The 15,890-nt window shown below is 58.9% G+C and carries 13 protein-coding genes and 1 pseudogene; all 14 read right to left on the bottom strand.

Annotation, left to right across the window (positions count from 1 at the left end; all coding sequences use genetic code 11):
- Nucleotides 1-1,449 carry an NAD(P)/FAD-dependent oxidoreductase gene (locus AC56QQ_RS28140; protein WP_489859842.1) on the bottom strand — a complete coding sequence of 483 codons (1,449 nt, stop codon included), beginning with the start codon at nt 1,447-1,449 and terminating at the stop codon, nt 1-3.
- The gene (locus AC56QQ_RS28145) at nt 1,394-3,160 is read right to left on the bottom strand and encodes a hydantoinase B/oxoprolinase family protein (RefSeq protein WP_497103992.1); all 1,767 of its coding nucleotides are present in this window, start codon (nt 3,158-3,160) and stop codon (nt 1,394-1,396) included. Before AC56QQ_RS28145 ends, AC56QQ_RS28140 begins: the two co-directional genes overlap by 56 nt.
- Nucleotides 3,161-3,335: 175 nt before the next feature.
- Nucleotides 3,336-5,363: a hydantoinase/oxoprolinase family protein gene (locus AC56QQ_RS28150; RefSeq protein WP_497100575.1), complete on the bottom strand. Its 2,028-nt coding sequence runs from the start codon at nt 5,361-5,363 to the stop codon at nt 3,336-3,338.
- 530 nt (nt 5,364-5,893) lie between these two features.
- Nucleotides 5,894-6,058, bottom strand: a complete 165-nt coding sequence (locus tag AC56QQ_RS28155) for a hypothetical protein (protein ID WP_489859837.1) — start codon at nt 6,056-6,058, stop codon at nt 5,894-5,896.
- A gap of 33 nt (nt 6,059-6,091) precedes the next feature.
- Nucleotides 6,092-6,631 carry a LysR family transcriptional regulator gene (locus AC56QQ_RS28160; protein WP_489859836.1) on the bottom strand — a complete coding sequence of 180 codons (540 nt, stop codon included), beginning with the start codon at nt 6,629-6,631 and terminating at the stop codon, nt 6,092-6,094.
- A gap of 1,278 nt (nt 6,632-7,909) precedes the next feature.
- A complete protein-coding gene (locus AC56QQ_RS28165; RefSeq protein WP_489859835.1) occupies nt 7,910-8,110 on the bottom strand; it encodes a transporter substrate-binding domain-containing protein in 201 nt (66 codons plus the stop codon).
- Between the two features lie 177 nt (nt 8,111-8,287).
- Nucleotides 8,288-9,673 (bottom strand): annotated as a pseudogene (locus AC56QQ_RS28170) (VirB4 family type IV secretion/conjugal transfer ATPase); the annotation flags it as partial.
- A gap of 10 nt (nt 9,674-9,683) precedes the next feature.
- On the bottom strand, nt 9,684-9,965 hold the full coding sequence (locus AC56QQ_RS28175; protein WP_489859834.1) for a VirB3 family type IV secretion system protein: 282 nt from the start codon (nt 9,963-9,965) through the stop codon (nt 9,684-9,686).
- Nucleotides 9,965-10,249 (bottom strand): TrbC/VirB2 family type IV secretion system protein, encoded by a 285-nt coding sequence (locus AC56QQ_RS28180; protein ID WP_489863636.1) that lies wholly within the window; start codon nt 10,247-10,249, stop codon nt 9,965-9,967. Before AC56QQ_RS28180 ends, AC56QQ_RS28175 begins: the two co-directional genes overlap by 1 nt.
- A gap of 44 nt (nt 10,250-10,293) precedes the next feature.
- Nucleotides 10,294-11,277 carry a P-type conjugative transfer ATPase TrbB gene (gene trbB, locus AC56QQ_RS28185; RefSeq protein WP_489859833.1) on the bottom strand — a complete coding sequence of 328 codons (984 nt, stop codon included), beginning with the start codon at nt 11,275-11,277 and terminating at the stop codon, nt 10,294-10,296.
- Between the two features lie 242 nt (nt 11,278-11,519).
- On the bottom strand, nt 11,520-12,452 hold the full coding sequence (locus AC56QQ_RS28190; protein WP_489859832.1) for a nucleotidyl transferase AbiEii/AbiGii toxin family protein: 933 nt from the start codon (nt 12,450-12,452) through the stop codon (nt 11,520-11,522).
- Nucleotides 12,410-13,210: a type IV toxin-antitoxin system AbiEi family antitoxin domain-containing protein gene (locus AC56QQ_RS28195; protein ID WP_497103993.1), complete on the bottom strand. Its 801-nt coding sequence runs from the start codon at nt 13,208-13,210 to the stop codon at nt 12,410-12,412. Before AC56QQ_RS28195 ends, AC56QQ_RS28190 begins: the two co-directional genes overlap by 43 nt.
- A 235-nt stretch (nt 13,211-13,445) precedes the next feature.
- Nucleotides 13,446-13,883 carry a CopG family transcriptional regulator gene (locus AC56QQ_RS28200; protein ID WP_489859830.1) on the bottom strand — a complete coding sequence of 146 codons (438 nt, stop codon included), beginning with the start codon at nt 13,881-13,883 and terminating at the stop codon, nt 13,446-13,448.
- A gap of 5 nt (nt 13,884-13,888) precedes the next feature.
- Nucleotides 13,889-15,877: a conjugal transfer protein TraG gene (locus tag AC56QQ_RS28205; protein ID WP_497100574.1), complete on the bottom strand. Its 1,989-nt coding sequence runs from the start codon at nt 15,875-15,877 to the stop codon at nt 13,889-13,891.
- Nucleotides 15,878-15,890: the final 13 nt, after the last annotated feature.

A 15,890-nucleotide genomic window follows, 5' to 3' on the forward strand; every position in this document is an offset into this window, starting at 1 on the left:
CTATTTTTTCCTCGCTTTGGTGCCAACAACGAGTGTCGCGGGAGCTAATCCCGCGAGAAAATTCGTAGTCGCCCCCACGCGTTTGCCGGCATGCTGAAGCACATCCTTGCGATGCACGGCTCGGAGTACTAGGCGACCGCCAATTTGCCTGAAGGGTTCGGGTGGAAAGCCTCCTGTGGGGCCTCTAATCAAGGCAGACGACGTGAGTTCGGTCCGCTGTTCCAGCGCCAAATCTTTCAAGAAGCGCGCGGCCAGTCGAGTTGGCCCGACTCCGTTGCCGGAGAACCCGCAAGCGTAGATTATGTCCTTGTTATTGTTCAGGTAGCCAAACAGAGGAAGCGCATCTCGAGTGCGATCGACTGGCCCAATCCAGCTTTGCTCAGCCTTCAGATTAGAGAATGCAGAAGAGTATCGATGAAACTCCGCTTCCATCAGCCGAAGCCGGGGAGCTGGACCCGTGAACCGCGACTCATTTACCCCCCGGTAGCCGATCTTGCCTCCACCCTTTCCGAACACGATTCGACCGTCGGGGCGAGCTTGAATGGCACCTACCATCAGCCGAGCGTCATTTACGACGGGGCCATCGGTCCAGCCCATTGCCTCCACGATTTCGGGGACTGGCCTGGTGGTTGCGAGTTCTGATGCAGCTACTAAAATCGAGGATCGAAACTCGCGCATGGCGCCCATCCATGCATTCATGGCAAGGATGAGCTTCTTGGGGCGCACGCAACCATACGGAGTCGTCACTTCAAGGAAACCGCGACGCCGAAACCGGTTCATTGGTGTTCGTTCGAAAATTCGGATGCCACTTTCTGTGGCAGTCCGCCGCAGCGCCAGGGCGAGCTCTGCGGGATGCACAGTTCCAGAGGAAGGATCGAGGACGCCAGCTTTGAATCCGTCAAGGCCCCACCGGGAGGAGATCTGTCTGCCCGTCAACTGTTCAAATTTAGGGAGGTGGCCAGCGTCCAGTGCGAGTTGTGTGCTCCTCCATGCTCCAACATGAGCGTCGCAGGTCGCCGCCCAAAGCCAGCCGCTGCGCCTAAATTCGGCTACTCTGTGCTGACGACAGAACTCTTCGATTTCATCGACCGCTGCCATAGACGCACGGACAAGCGAGCTAGCTTCGTCTGCGCCGCAGAGGGCTGTAAGTGCAGGTAGCCGACCAGCCCAACTCAAGACATATCCGGCATTTCGGCCACTGGCACCAGCGCCGCAGATATCCTTTTCGAGGATAATGATTTCAAGAGATGGGTCCGCCGCTTTGAGAGCGAGCGCCGCCCACAATCCGCAGTATCCCCCTCCGACTATTGCGATGTCACAACTTACATCGCCTCTCAATTGAGGTGCCGCGCTGAGGTCTCTGCCGAGAGCGTCGGCGAGCCAGAAAGAGTTTTTAGCGACGTTCATCGGAATGCGCACCCGATTCACCCAGCTGAAGATCGAGGCCATATGCCTCTAAAGCAGACTGCAGCGACACATAGCCGTCGTGCACGTCTGAGATCACCTTTTGTCGGTCGCGCTTTGTCGGATCACCGTAGCCGCCACCGCCAGGCATGAGCACACGTACGACATCCCCCTCTTTCAACTTGATATTGGAGTACTTGCTCGAGGACGCGCGACCGAATGCCTCGACCGCATTGCGCCAATCTACGCTCGACGTCGTGCGGAACAGCGTGGCACCTGTCATGCCGGCTTGGCCTCCGTCGAGCCCCCAAGCAGGGATACGGTGCCGGTTTGTCATCTGGTTGATTGAAATTGGTCCCAGTGCCACAAGGGTCCGAGACGTAGCCAGACCACCGCGAAATGTGCCAGCGCCGCCCGAGTCTGTCCGTAGCGAATACTCTTCGATCCGCCATGGGAACTTTGTTTCAAAGACTTCGACAGGGGTGATTGCGCAGTTGCCGTTGATTGAATCAAGAGTGCTATTGCCGTCGGCGAACTGTCTGCCACCATAACCGATAACCGAGAGATCAAAACCGGCAAAGGACTCGCCCAATTTCTCGTGATATCCACCGAAAGTCAGGCATCCATGCGTGCAACCCTCAGCCGCCATCACACGGTTAGGGAGTGCCTTGGATAAGGCGCCGAAAATGGCGCACACAACGATCGGATGCGTTTCAGTATTTCCGCCAACCTCGGCACCCGGGTAGTCGACATTCATGATACTGCCAGCCGGTGCGATGATCTTGATAGGCCTATAGCACCCTGAGTTCTTCGGTATTGTCTGGTCAGTTATGTGCAGGAACGCGTTGAAGACCGCAGACCATGCGACCCCCAGGGTTGCATTTATCGGCCCAGTGGCCTGAGGCGAACTGCCTGTGAAGTCGACAACCGCCTGCTCGCCCTGAATATGCACCGCGACAGCAATCTGATATTCTTTGTCGCGATCAATACCGTCGTCTTCAACTATGTCTTTAAACCGATATATTCCATCAGGTATTTTTGCGATCTCGGCCCGGGTTCTTCTCTCAGAATAATTCAGCAGCGATGCTACAATATTATCCAATCGCTCTGAGCCGTATTTCGTATAGAGCTCCTGCACTCGCCTTTCAGCAAGTGCCACGGAACTCAACATAGCCCTCATATCTCCGTAGTAGATGCGGGGCGTACGCACCTGGGCAAGAAGCAGCCGCCACACGTCGGCGTCATCCTGACCACGCTTGACGATCTTTACAGGCGGAACCCGCAGTCCCTCGTGGAATATCTCGGTGGCGTCGCCGGGAAAGCCGCCGGCCGCGATACCGCCCACCTCAACAAAATGTCCGACCGCAACGGCGAAAGCTACGATCCGACCTTCGAAGAAGATAGGTTTGAAGACAGTATGCTCTGGAGTGTGCAACCCCCCCCGATAGGGATCATTGTGAAGAATTACGTCTCCCTCCTCGATCGTGTCGAGAGGCGTTTCCTGGATCATTGTTCGGACGAGGAGCGGTATCCCGCCGATCTGCGACGGGCAGTGGTCGCCGTTCGCGATCAGTTCACCTGTTGGCGTGGCCAGTCCGCAACTGAAATCTTCTGACTCACTGAAGAGAGAAGAGTAGGCGGTACGCATGAGATTGATGCCCATCTCGCGACAGATGGACGTCAGCAAGCCTTCGATCACCGAGATGTCCACCGCCGATGCCGTGGCAACCGCACCTCCGCCGGCGTCGGTGCCCAATGGGATCTGCGGTGAGGCGATACCCCGCGCCTTTTGCGCGGACCACTCATTGCACCAGGCTGAACAGAACAACGTTTCTGATCCAACGTGGGTCTGACCCGCAAAAAGTAGCGCCCCGCAGTTTCTACACTTTAGGTATTTTTCGACGTAATACTTGTTCGGTGATAATTTCATGTTAGCGGAGTCCACTCTTGCGCGAAATAATCAAGTTGCCGAACTGATCCACCTTCATTGTTGCGTATTCAGGTACGACCGTCACCGAAGCAATTTCTTCTACCAGTGCTGGTCCATCAATCGTTGAACCCGCCCCAAGGTTAGATCGCCAGTATACTGGCGTATCCCGTGGCCCGTCCTCAAACACCACACGACGCATTCCAGTGGGCTGAACGTTCCTACCCGCCTCTTCGATCGTTTCGAATACCGGCTTTTCGGTCGCGCCGACCGCTGTCAGCTTGAGATTCACTATCTCAAGTTTTTCCTCGGGATTGTGATAGCCGTACCGCGATTGATGTGCTTCGTTGAATTTTCGGAAAAGACTCTTGGTGTTTGCCTCGTCGAAATTCATAAAATCGATGGGGACCTCGAGTTCATGACTCTGACCGAAATAACGCATCTCCACACTCGGCATGAGAATGACGTTGCCCCGATAGCCCTGCTCCTCCAATTCCTTCTCGGCTGCTTGTCTCAGAGCGCCAAGCACTTCCGTCAGCTTGTCACCCTGGAATGTGTTGGATGTCATGGGGACAGTGCGTTCGAGATCAACCCGAGCATCTGCTCGCAGAAAGCCGTAAGCGGAGAACTGACCGGGATAGTTTGGAACGATTGCTTTCTTGAGATCGCCTTCGGCCATGAGTTCCGCCACATGCAGCGGACCAGCTCCGCCAAAGCCAACAAGTGCGAAATCGCGCGGATCATGCCCCCGCTCAGTTAGCACAGCGCGCAGCGGCCCAAGCATGTTGTTGTTAACAATGCGCAGGATCGACCACGCGGTTTCTTCGAGTCCCAGCCCGATGGACTGTCCCAGGACTTCGATCGCGTGGACTGCCGCGTCCTTATCTAAACGATAGCTTCCCCCGAGGAAGTTATTTGGATCGATCCGCCCAAGGACCACATTTGCATCCGTGACGGTCGGCTTGGTGCCACCCCGTCCGTAGCAGATTGGCCCAGGCATTGCGCCGGCGCTCATAGGCCCAACGCGCAGCATTCCTCCCGTATCAACCCAGGCGATTGAACCTCCTCCCGCTCCGAAAGTCCTAATGTCGATCATCGGTACCTGGATGGGCAGGCCGAACTCGATCTCAAAGTTCGTCGTAAATGCTTCTGTAAAGTCAACGATGCTGGCGCAGTCTGTTGATGTTCCGCCTATATCGAGCGTAACGACATGGCTCTCGCCGATGGCCTTCGATAGATCACGCGCGCCGATGACGCCGCCAGTCGGCCCTGACACGGCGAGATTGATAGGCACCTTCGCGGCCGCGGTGAGCGCGACCTCGCCGCCGTTCGATTTCATCATAACGACGCGTGGATCGTCAGCTCTAGAGGAGAAGTACTGATCAATGCGCGCAACTTGCTGTTGAAGGAGCGGCTTTACATAGGCATCAGAGATCGTCGTTTGTGCCCGGGCGTACTCCTTCCACCTCGGCATCACGTCAAATGAAATCGAGATCGCGTGGTCCGGGAGTTCTTCGGCTAGTATCTCTCGCAGGCGCCGTTCATGTGCTGGATTAGCGTAGGAGAACAACAGGCACACAGCCACGGCATGAACTTGGCCTTTTGAACGGATCTGCCTAGCCACTTCCCGTGCGCCATGTTCGTCCAACGGCTTCAGGATCTTGCCATCGGCATCTATCCGCTCGTCCACCTCATAAGCATTTCGCCGTTGAATCAGAGGGGCCGTCTTGACCCAGGTGATATCGTAGCTTCCCTTGCGCTTTCCGCTCTGGATGAACGGGATATCCCGAAAGCCTCTTGTGGTTATATATGCAACGTCTGCGCCGCGGCGCTCCAGAAGTGCATTCGTAGCAATTGTCGTTCCAAGCCGAAGATATTCGATTGAATAGTCGCCGAACTTCTCCAGGCCTGTAACGATTCCTTTGATTGGATCGCCAGACGTAGTTAGGTTCTTCCAGGCTTCGACTTTTCCTGTTTCGCGGTCAAACGATACGAAATCCGTAAACGTCCCACCGACGTCTACACCAAGCATTTTTCCCACTAGATGACCCTTCAGGTTCCCACTGTCGGCACTTCTTGCGCCGCCGGTCCGTTAGTTCCCGCAACGTTATGAGGTCGCTGAGGCCTCGCAGCACTCTACAAAATTCGCCTGCTCTCATCGCTCGGCTTTGGAAGACGGAAACAGAGTTTCACAAAGGAAACAAAATGTCAACGGTGAATTTTTGTTGCGCAGACTGAACCGTCTGTTGCAAGAGTTGAAATGGTTCTTGTTGGATTCCGCACTCAACAATCCACCGGGAGCTGCCGGAATGGCCTCCTTTAGTCCAGCGCGGTCGAGATTTTACGACGCATACCGCACATGCTGCGAAGAGGTTGTGCTTCCGCCCAGCAGACCCGATTGCAATCGCCCTGAAGACAGGTCCGCGTGAAATCAGAAATTTCCCTCGTGCAACTAGGTTTCTCTTGCGAAAAAATGAGCGGTAGCTGTTGGTTGGCCAGGGCCCAATCTCACTAACCGGCACTTGCGAAGGGAATAATGCGGGCATTCAGCGCCTCGCTTGCTCAGCATTGGCGGCAGGTGTGGTCGATCGGGGTGATGCTTATGCCGCGGCCGGAGGCAACCGCCTGAAGCCCGGAGTTGACGGTGGCCGCCTTGAAGACCACGTTGGCCGGCCTGTCGAAGCGGTATTCATTGGCGAGCCAGTAGTCGCGCCATACGCCGGGCACCGGGGCGGCGACGTCGGCTCGTCGAATATGTCATCAAGTTCGACGAGCGAGATGGTGCCCCGTCGGCAGGCACACGACGCATTTCTCGATGTTGACAATTTCGATGTCGTCGAGATCGACAGGTGGCCGAATGATGCCGCAATCGACCTTGCCGTCCCCCAGGCCTGCCGTCGGATCCGAGAAATCGAACTCCTGCAGGTGCAGTGAGACACCCGGGCGCATTCGTTCGAACTCACGAATGATCGCCGGAATGAACTGAACGGCGGTGCCGATCATGTAGCCGACGTGCAAGCTGTTCTTCAGGGCAAGCTGCAGCGCCCTCGCCTCGCCCTGGAACAATTCGATGTCCTTGTCCCGCGTCCGCGCTCTTACCAGCAGCCTCTCTCCGGACTGGGTCAGGCTCACGTTGCGGGTGGTGCGCTCGAATACCGGAAAGCCAAGCGTCTCCTCGAACTGGATGATGGTCTGCGAAAGCGCCGGTTGCGAGACGTTCAGCCTTTCAGCGGTGTGCGCAAAGCTCCTTTCCTCAGCCACGGCGATGAAGGCGCGAATATGCCGGGCTTGGATATTCATAAGCCTCACCTATTAATCGTTCCGTCATTCGTCCTTGTTTTCAAGTGCTCCACATGAATAATCGCAAACTAGGCCATAAGTTGAGCTGAGCCATGAGTATCAGCCATACAGAGTCTTCCAGGGTCACCGCGTCTTGGAGCGCGGCATGCGATCTCTAATCCATGACCCGGTGAAGGGCGACAAGTCCAAGCTCACCCTGGTGCGTGCCAGTGGTAGGCTTTGGGCTCTGCTTTATTCCGACGCTGTCGGCATCGCTCGCCCCCCGCTTGCTCGGCGCGCCGTGCGGCGTGCTCAACGGCATGTCGATAGCGCAGCAGTTCGGCGAGTCCGGCACGTGCTCGGCGCGGCCACGGGCGATTCCACGTCCTGTTCGCCTCGCTGTCGAGCCGGCCGAACTTTCCCTATCCTCCGGAGTTCGACTTCAGGAGCTACATCAGGCTCTACGCCAACACCGTTTATCAGAGCGCCTTCCTCAGCAGCCTGATCATTGCGAGGTGCACTACGGCGTTAAGCCGGAGCCTTCTCAATGAGGCTTTGAAGTAGCGCGTATACCGTGAAAGATGCCGGCCCCGGCAACCGTCGGCACGCTAAGGAAGAAGGGCGTATAAACTGCAGTCCTGCGCGCGTCCGCAACAGTGGACGGTTGTCGCGCGCAGGACGGAGGAAATTCGCCCCCGCCGCGGGCGGTTAACGGGACAGCCGTAGGAGCGTCAGCATAGCGCCGGCCGCAGCACGGGACGCGGGACCGACTGTCCCCGTCCGCGGCGGTCCGCTTTTTTTGCGTCAGGATGGAAGCCAACCGGCCGAGATCGCGCGATCCCCATTCTCGACAAGTCCGGCGGCTGATCGGCGACGATTCTCTGCCTTCGGTGACCAAAGGGTTTGTCGCCGCTCGACTTGTTTCGGTCAGCCGCAGCAGCGAAGCCGGAACTGGTGGTTTGATGAGTGGGGGAAAGGCGGTAGCGCTCTCCCGCTACCAAAATCTAGTTAACTAACTGAAAAATATGAGAAAAGCTCCTCTTATGGTAGCGCCCCCGAGTGAAATTTCGCAATAAAATCAAGGGAGCATCCCAATCAAACCGCGCCTCACTGAGGCGTCACGTCGATACCAAAAACCGAAGCCGACGGTGACCTAATCGTGCCATCCTGCTAGGCCTTGTCGAACATTGCCTTGAGTTCGGTGCCCTGCTTGCGCATACCGACGCCAGCGCCATTGCCCATCACGCAACCTTGAAAACAGGGTGTCGCAAATGTGTAGCAGATCGAAGCACACGGTTTTCAAAAGGCGATAAGCTCTTCGCGCTCCCGCGTTGTGGCGACGTCGGCCATGAGAGCATCATACTTGCCAACGTTGAGTGCCGGGATCATGTTGTCGAAGGAGCAGTCAGCCGTGATCGCGTATTTGACCTTCATTCTGGCGCAGTGATCAGTGGCAAAACCAATTTCGAAGCCGGCGAGCGTACCATCCGGCTTGGTCATTCCTTGGCAGATTGTTTGATCCACCCGTTCGCAATTGCATCAACAAATATCATTTCGGCAGCGATGGCGAGTTCAGGAGCATTCTGATGGATTGCTTCTGTCAGCTTTCGCACTCTGGCCTCGTCGACGGCGAAGTCGACCCATGTGCCGCCTCCGACAACATGATCTAGCAAAAGTGGCTGAAAACGCAAGAAGCACCGACTTACCCGCGCCGGTGGGGCCGACGACGAGCGTGTGGCCAACATCACCGACGTGCAGGGACAACCGGAACGGGGTGGAGCCTTCGGTTTTGCCGTAAAGCAAAGGGGGGCTACCGAAATGCTCGTCCCGTTCCGGCCCCGCCCACATGGCAGAGAGGGGAATCATGTGGGCGAGATTGAGCGTCGAGAGAGGCGGCTGGCGGACATTGGCGTAGGCATGTCCGGGCAATGAGCCGAGCCAAGCATCGACGGCGTTGACGGTTTCGACCATAGCCGTGAAATCGCGGCCCTGGATGACCTTTTCGGCAAGGCGCAGTTTCTCGTCTGCGAGACGCGGATCGGCATCCCAGACTGCGATCGTCGCAGTGACATAGGCCAAGCCCGACATGTCGGCGCCGAGTTCCTGCAAGGCCATGTCGGCGTCGACCGCTTTGTTGGAGGCGTCCGTGTCCATCAGCACGGACGCCTCGTTGGTCATCACCTCCTTCAGGATCGCTGCTATGCTCTTGCGTTTGGCAAACCACTGGCGCCGGATTTTCGTCAGCAGCTTCGTGGCGTCGACCTTGTCGAGCAGGATCGCGCGCGTCGACCATCGATAGGGAAAGGCAAGCCGGTTGAGCTCATCGAGCAGACCCGGCGTCGTCGCGGTCGGAAAACCGATGATGGTGAGCATGCGAAGATGCTGGTCCCCAAGACGCGGCTCGAGCCCGCCCGTTAGGGGCTCGTCGGCCAACAGCGCATCGAGATAGACAGGCGTCTCCGGCATGCGCACACGATGGCGCTTCGTCGAAACAGTGAAGTGCAGGTAGGTCAGCGTCTCGACATCGTCCAGCCAACGGCATTCCGGCATGAAGCCATCGAGCAGCGAGAGCACGCGCTCGGTGCGGTCGACAAAGGCGCGCAGGATCTCACGCGGATTCACGCCGGACTGTTCGCGTCCCTCGTAGAGCCAGCCTTCCGTACGCGTGGCCTCCTCGGCGGGCGGCAGATAGAGGAAGGTGAGGAAGTAGCTCGAGACGAAATGGACGCCTTCTTCCTCGAAGTCAGCCTTGCGTTCGGCATCGACCAGGCCGGAGGCCGCGTCGGGAAACTGGCTCTCGGGATACGTTGCCGCCTCGTGGCGCTGAGCCTCCACAAAGATGCTCCAACCAGAGCCGAGGCGACGGAAGGCATTGTTGATGCGCGAGGCGACCGCGACCAATTCGGCCGCGACGGCGGAATCGAGATCGGGTCCGCGAAACTTGGCGGTGCGCTGCAAGCTGCCGTCCTTGTTCAAGACGACGCCGGGGGCGACAAGAGCGGCCCATGGCAGATAGTCGGCAAGGCGGCTGGCGCTACTGCGAAATTCGGCAAGGTTCATCATGGCCACGTCCTCAAACCGACAAATGACTGGGAAGTCGCAGATGCCGGCGGCCGACTTCGAAAAACAGCGGATCGCGCTTCGCGGCCCATACCGCGGCGGCATGGCCGAGCGCCCAGATGATGAGGCCGACCAGCCAAAGGCGCAGGCCGAGACCGACCGCGCCGGCAAGCGTGCCGTTCAGGATCGCGATGGAGCGCGGCGCGCCGCCGAGCAGGATGTGCTCGGTCAGTGCCTTGTGAACAGGAACGATCCATCCCGGCACCGCGTCGAGCTGTTCGAAAGCGGTCGCCATCAGATCAATGCTCCGCCGCCGAACGAGAAGAACGACAGGAAGAAGCTGGAGGCCGCGAAGGCGATCGACAGGCCAAAGACGATCTGGATCAACCGCCGAAAGCCGCCCGACGTATCGCCGAAGGCGAGCGTCAGCCCCGTCACAATAATGATGATGACGGCAATGATCTTGGAGACCGGCCCCTCGATAGACTGCAGGATCTTCTCGAGGGGCTGCTCCCACGGCATCGACGAACCGGACGCATTGGCGGCGGGAGCAATGGCGACATTGACAATAAGGATCATGGCAACGGCAACCGCATTGCGGTAGCCGCGTGTAAGGGCGGCGATCATGAGTTCTCTCCTGTGTCGGTAGGTTTGGCTTGAATGATGCGATAGTCGCCGTCGGGGCCGAGACCTTCGACGCGCGCGAGTTCGGCAAGCCGCCGCGCCGAGCCGCGTCCGGCAACCACCGCGACGAGGTCGATGGTTTCGGCAATCAGCGCACGAGGAACGGCGACGACGGCCTCCTGGATGAGTTGTTCGAGCCGACGCAACGCGCCGATACCGGAGCCGGCATGGATGGTACCGATTCCGCCGGGGTGGCCTGTGCCCCATGCCTTGAGCAGGTCGAGAGCCTCCGGACCGCGAACTTCGCCGATCGGTATGCGATCGGGCCGCAGACGCAGCGACGAGCGAACCAGGTCAGACAGGGTAGCAACGCCATCCTTGGTCCGCATGGCGACAAGATTGGGAGCCGCGCACTGCAGTTCGCGCGTGTCCTCGATGATGACCACGCGGTCAGACCCTCTGGCGACTTCGGCAAGCAAGGCGTTGGTCAGCGTCGTCTTGCCGGTTGATGTGCCGCCGGCGACAAGGATATTGTGACGGGTGGCGACGGCGGCGCGCAACGTCGCTGCCTGTTGTGCGCTCATAATGCCTGCCGCCACATAGTCTTTGAGTGTGAAGACAGCGACAGCAGGTTTACGGATTGCGAAGGCAGGCGCTGTCACGACAGGCGGCAGCAACCCTTCGAAGCGTTCTCCGGTGTCCGGCAACTCCGCCGAGACGCGCGGCGAGCGGCTATGCACTTCCGCGCCGACATGATGGGCGACCAGTCGCACGATCCGCTCGCCGTCTGCGGCTGAGATCATCTCGTCCGTCCCGGACAGACCCTCGGCGAGCCGATCGACCCAAATCCGGCCATCCGGGTTCAACATCACTTCGACGATTTCGGGATCGTCCAGGAACCGGCTGATAGCCGGCCCGAGCGCCGTGCGCAGCATGCGCGAGCTGCGCGCTCGTCCTTCGGTATCGTTGTGCGAAGCAGCCATGTTGTCCCCGTTTCGGTCGGGAACAATTCAGTCGGTCCCCGCTTGGGGATGATCAAAAGAGCCAGAAATTCCGCTGATTCAACAAGTTTCCATTGTCGTCGTAGCACAGCGTGCAAATACAGGTGAACGGCGGCGGGCCCGAGAACGTCAAATGCCGGGCGGCCGGCCTCCGCCAAGCTTGGTTACGCTTGAACGTCGATGTATTCGCTAATCAGCTTGGGATTCGTTGACCAGCGGCAGACCTACTTGGCTTGCCTGGAACTGAGGCCGAGCGCATTCTCCAACTTCTCATATGCCTGACGGTGCTTGTCTCGCTGCATGCGTTCCAGATTGTGCATTTTCCAGCGAACCGCGGGAAGCTTGTCGGCCTCTTCGATACCTAGCAGGTTCCAATCCGGGCGCCTTGCCTTGAAGGACAGGAGGAATTTGCGCTGATCCTCGGTCAGGGCCTTGTTGAGGTCTGCGATCAGGCGTTCGCGGACGGCCAGCAGTTCGTCGAGGCTGACCTCGATCTGGGACATACGAACGAATTCGCCCTCGTAGATGCCGGCGATATCCTTGCGCGTTGGCTGCAGCAGTTCGGCCATAGTCCGGTTGTGGCTGATCAGGTAGACCAGAAATGTCCTGACCAGGTCCTCGGTGAGGCCCTCGTTTTCAAAGAGCAGTTTCACATCGAAAAGATCCCGCGGGTGCTGCCTGTCGAGCGCGGCGCAGATCTTTCCGGCATAGAGGTCCGGGATGGAAAGAAGCTGCATTTCGATGTAGCCAAACTGCTCCTCGACCGCGGGCGACACTTCGCGCGGTTCCTCGGGAAACACGGATCCACGCAGGACCGGCGAGAGCTCGATCTTGATGCGATCGCTGCCTTGCGCGACGAAGAGGCGAAGTGCATCTGCCTGATGCTCGAAAGAGCGAACAATCTCGGTGCCAGGCATCGCGGCGATGACGGCGTCCGCGATGCGGGCAAGCGCCTCCGCGACGTTCCTCAATGCCGCGTCACGATCGTCCATTGGCAGATAGACAAGATCGATGTCGACAGAGAGGCGCGGCAGGTCGCGGATAAAAAGATTGATCGCCGTGCCACCCTTTAGGGCAAACGACTTCTCCACCGCCACCAGCGGCAAGATGCGGGTCAGGAGGCGGACTTGTCCGTAGTAGGGGCTGGCGGTGTCCACATCTCCTCCGGAACGGTTATGCGATACTTTGGATCGAGTCTGCCGCCCTTGGCCAGAACTCTGTTGCCGCTGCCAAGGCCGAGATCATCGAGCGCTTCGGGAGGGGGCAGCTTTTTAAGCCATGCGTAAGCGTTGCGTTCTGCCATCCAATAGAACAGCCGGCGGACCTTGACGTTGGTGCATTTGCGCAGCAGCTGCTCCATGCGCCGCGGCGAAAGCGTCGTCATACCCTGAAGCAGCTGATTGGCATGTTCGAAGGAGATCGCCTCGGGAACATCCATCAGCACCTCAAGGTAGGCCCGTTCTGGCGACGACAAGGTGACAGGCCAATAAACTTGCCGCCGGCCCGGAGGTTCGACATCTTTGAGTGTGCGCTCGACCGGATCATACTCCCGGTGAACGAAGCCGAATCCCAACAGCGAGGAAAGGCGGTTGTGGCGGACGAACCGTACGGCCGGTATCGCATGGTTCAGCCAGGCCGGCAAAGCATCCTTGCTGTAAAGATGCACTGATCGTTGGCGCGACAGCGGCAGGTAGTGCGCAAATCCTTGCAATTCCAGTGCGGTAAGCCCACCGACATTAAGATCCTTGCTGAATATGGTTTCCAAGGCGGCCACGACGCCTTGCCAGGTCAAATGCGTGCCTGGCCGCACATATACGCCCGGCGCCAGCGCTTTGAGCTGCTTGCTTTTGAGCAGGTTGTCGAGGGCGTGACGATCAAACTGCGGGCTTTGCTGCGTCAGCCAATGCTTCGTCACTAGAAGCCCCTCGGGCATCAGGGTTTGAAGCAGTTCTCGGCGATCGGCATTCGTGGGCATTGGGTTTATAGATTTTGATGTATGCGGCAATCATCGCCGCATTTCTTCATTTCGATAAACTAGCACATGTGGCCGCAGTTTACAATAATGTCAATTTGCGGCGACCATCGCCGCAACTATGAAAAACTGTAAACGCCGCCAAAGTAGAGGCGCCACTCTCGTGGCCACTGTCAGCCTAAATCCCACCTGTCTCGGTCGGGTGGATATCGTCCGAAATCTCCTGTCGCAGTTTCGGCCCTTTCGCCAGCCGCCTCCCCAAGGCGGTGACGAAGGCTTCGTAGCGTTCGGCGGCCTTGCCCCGCGCGGCCTGGGCGGCGGGCTCTGGCAAGGCAGGCGTTGCCGCGAGCCAGAAGCGGACGAACACCGCCAGGGTCTCGACCGCGATGCCTATATCCCGTTCCTGCCGGGCCAGACGGCGATCGACCTGGTCAAGGCGCTTGGCGATCGCCGCTTCGCGGCGCTCATCCGCATCCGGCGACAGGAACGACGCAATCGCAGCCTCCGCGATCATGGATTGGGATTGATCGCGCCGGGCCGCATAATCGCCAAGCATCGTCATAATGGTCTGATCGAGGTAGACCGAAATCTGCACCTTCTTCTTGCCACCTGTCATGGGAGCTACAACTCCATGCCATCATCAGGGTCGAGCGAGACCTGCCGCGCGACGCCCTGCATCAGGCGCGCTAGGCGCCGATTGCGAACCGCATCATCGTCGTCGCTGTCGTCGGCCGGGCTGATCTCGAACTCATTGTCGATCGGAGCGGTTTTTTCGACTGGCCGCGCACGATTGAGTTCGGGTTGATGACGTCGCTCCGATCCCGTCGGATCTCCATCGTCCTGCTGGGGCATGAGGAGATCCTCGCTGACTTCAGCGTGGACCAGCGACTGCAGGTGACTCCAGTCGTCAACATTGGCCGATTGGGATCGGCCCAACTCGGGTGGCGGGAGGACGCGTTCGCGGAAGCGGACATCCTCATAGTAGCGCGCCTTCTTCGCCCGGATCGGCGGTGCTCCCGCCACCATGACGATCTCGTCGGTCGGGGGAAGCTGCATGATCTCGCCTGGCGTCAGCAACTGGCGGGCTGTCTCTTGCCGCGAGACCATCAGATGTCCGAGCCAGGGCGAGAGCCGATGGCCGGCATAGTTCTTCATCGCCCGCATCTCGGTCGCAGTGCCTAGCGCGTCAGAGACGCGTTTTGCGGTCCTTTCATCGTTCGTGGCGAAGCTCACACGAACATGACAGTTGTCGAGGATAGAGTTGTTCGGACCGTAGGCCTTCTCGATCTGGTTCAGCGACTGCGCAATGAGAAAGCTTTTCAGCCCATAGCCGGCCATGAAGGCCAGGGCGGACTCGAAGAAGTCGAGCCGGCCGAGGGCCGGAAACTCGTCCAACATCAAAAGCAGCCGGTGGCGGCTGGCCTTGGTATGCAGATCCTCGGTGAGGCGACGTCCAATCTGATTGAGGATAAGGCGAATAAGGGGTTTGGTCCGATTGATGTCCGAAGGCGGCACGACGAGATAGAGCGTTGCCGGGCGTTTCTCACCGACGATGTCGGTGATCCGCCAGTCGCAATGCCGGGTTACCTCGGCGACGACGGGATCGCGGTAGAGACCGAGAAAGGACATCGCGGTGGAGAGCACACCCGAGCGTTCATTGTCGGATTTATTCAGCAGCTCGCGCGCCGCACTGGCGATGACCGGATGCGGGCCAGCGTCTCCTAGATGCGCGGTCTTCATCATTGCTGCCAGGGTGGACTCAATCGGACGCTTTGGATCGGAGAGGAAGCCAGCGACCCCGGCCAGTGTCTTGTCCTTCTCGGCATAGAGGACATGCAGGATCGCGCCAACCAGCAGCGCGTGAGAAGTCTTTTCCCAGTGGTTGCGCTTCTCGAGACTCCCTTCCGGGTCGACCAGAATGTCGGCGATGTTTTGGACATCGCGGACCTCCCATTCGCCGCGGCGCACTTCCAGCAAGGGATTGTAGGCCGACGATTTCGAATTGGTCGGGTCAAAGAGCAGCACACGACCGTGGAGAGCGCGGAAGCCGGCTGTGAGCTGCCAGTTCTCGCCCTTGATGTCGTGGACGATCGCCGAGCCCGGCCAGGTCAACAGCGAAGGCACCACCAGGCCGACGCCCTTGCCGGATCGGGTCGGAGCGAAGCACAGCACATGCTCGGGACCATCGTGGCGCAGGTAATGGCGTTCATAGCGCCCGAGCACGACACCGTCGGCGCCGAGCAGGCCGGCAGCCTCCACCTCCCTCCTCTCGGCCCATCGCGCCGAGCCATAGGTGTAGACGTTCTTGAGCTCACGCGCCCGCCACACCGACATGCCAATTGCAACGACGATTGACAGGAAGCCGCCGGACACGGCGATCAATCCGCCTTCCACGAAGATACCTGGTGCATAGGCGTCGTAGAAGTACCACCACCAGAACAGTGCGGGCGGATAGTAGACGGGCAGTCCGGCAACCTCGAACCAGGGGTGACCGAGCCCCGTCTGGAAACCGAGTCTCCATGCGGTCCATTGCGTCGCCCCCCAGGTCGTCAACAGGACGATCAGGAAGACCGTGAGGATCTGACCCCATAGGATTTTCGTGGCGGACATTGCAGGTCCTTTC

The organism is Mesorhizobium sp. RCAM 05099, assembly GCF_059683685.1.

Excerpts from the sequence above, each read along its gene's own strand:
- AC56QQ_RS28140 (WP_489859842.1), bottom strand. The coding sequence starts at position 1,449 with ATGGCCTCGATCTTCAGCTGGGTGAATCGGGTGCGCATTCCGATGAAC.
- AC56QQ_RS28150 (WP_497100575.1), bottom strand. The coding sequence starts at position 5,363 with ATGCTTGGTGTAGACGTCGGTGGGACGTTTACGGATTTCGTATCGTTT.
- AC56QQ_RS28160 (WP_489859836.1), bottom strand. The coding sequence starts at position 6,631 with ATGAATATCCAAGCCCGGCATATTCGCGCCTTCATCGCCGTGGCTGAG.
- AC56QQ_RS28165 (WP_489859835.1), bottom strand. The coding sequence starts at position 8,110 with ATGACCAAGCCGGATGGTACGCTCGCCGGCTTCGAAATTGGTTTTGCC.
- AC56QQ_RS28175 (WP_489859834.1), bottom strand. The coding sequence starts at position 9,965 with ATGGCGACCGCTTTCGAACAGCTCGACGCGGTGCCGGGATGGATCGTT.
- AC56QQ_RS28180 (WP_489863636.1), bottom strand. The coding sequence starts at position 10,249 with ATGATCCTTATTGTCAATGTCGCCATTGCTCCCGCCGCCAATGCGTCC.
- trbB (WP_489859833.1), bottom strand. The coding sequence starts at position 11,277 with ATGGCTGCTTCGCACAACGATACCGAAGGACGAGCGCGCAGCTCGCGC.
- AC56QQ_RS28200 (WP_489859830.1), bottom strand. The coding sequence starts at position 13,883 with ATGACAGGTGGCAAGAAGAAGGTGCAGATTTCGGTCTACCTCGATCAG.
- AC56QQ_RS28205 (WP_497100574.1), bottom strand. The coding sequence starts at position 15,877 with ATGTCCGCCACGAAAATCCTATGGGGTCAGATCCTCACGGTCTTCCTG.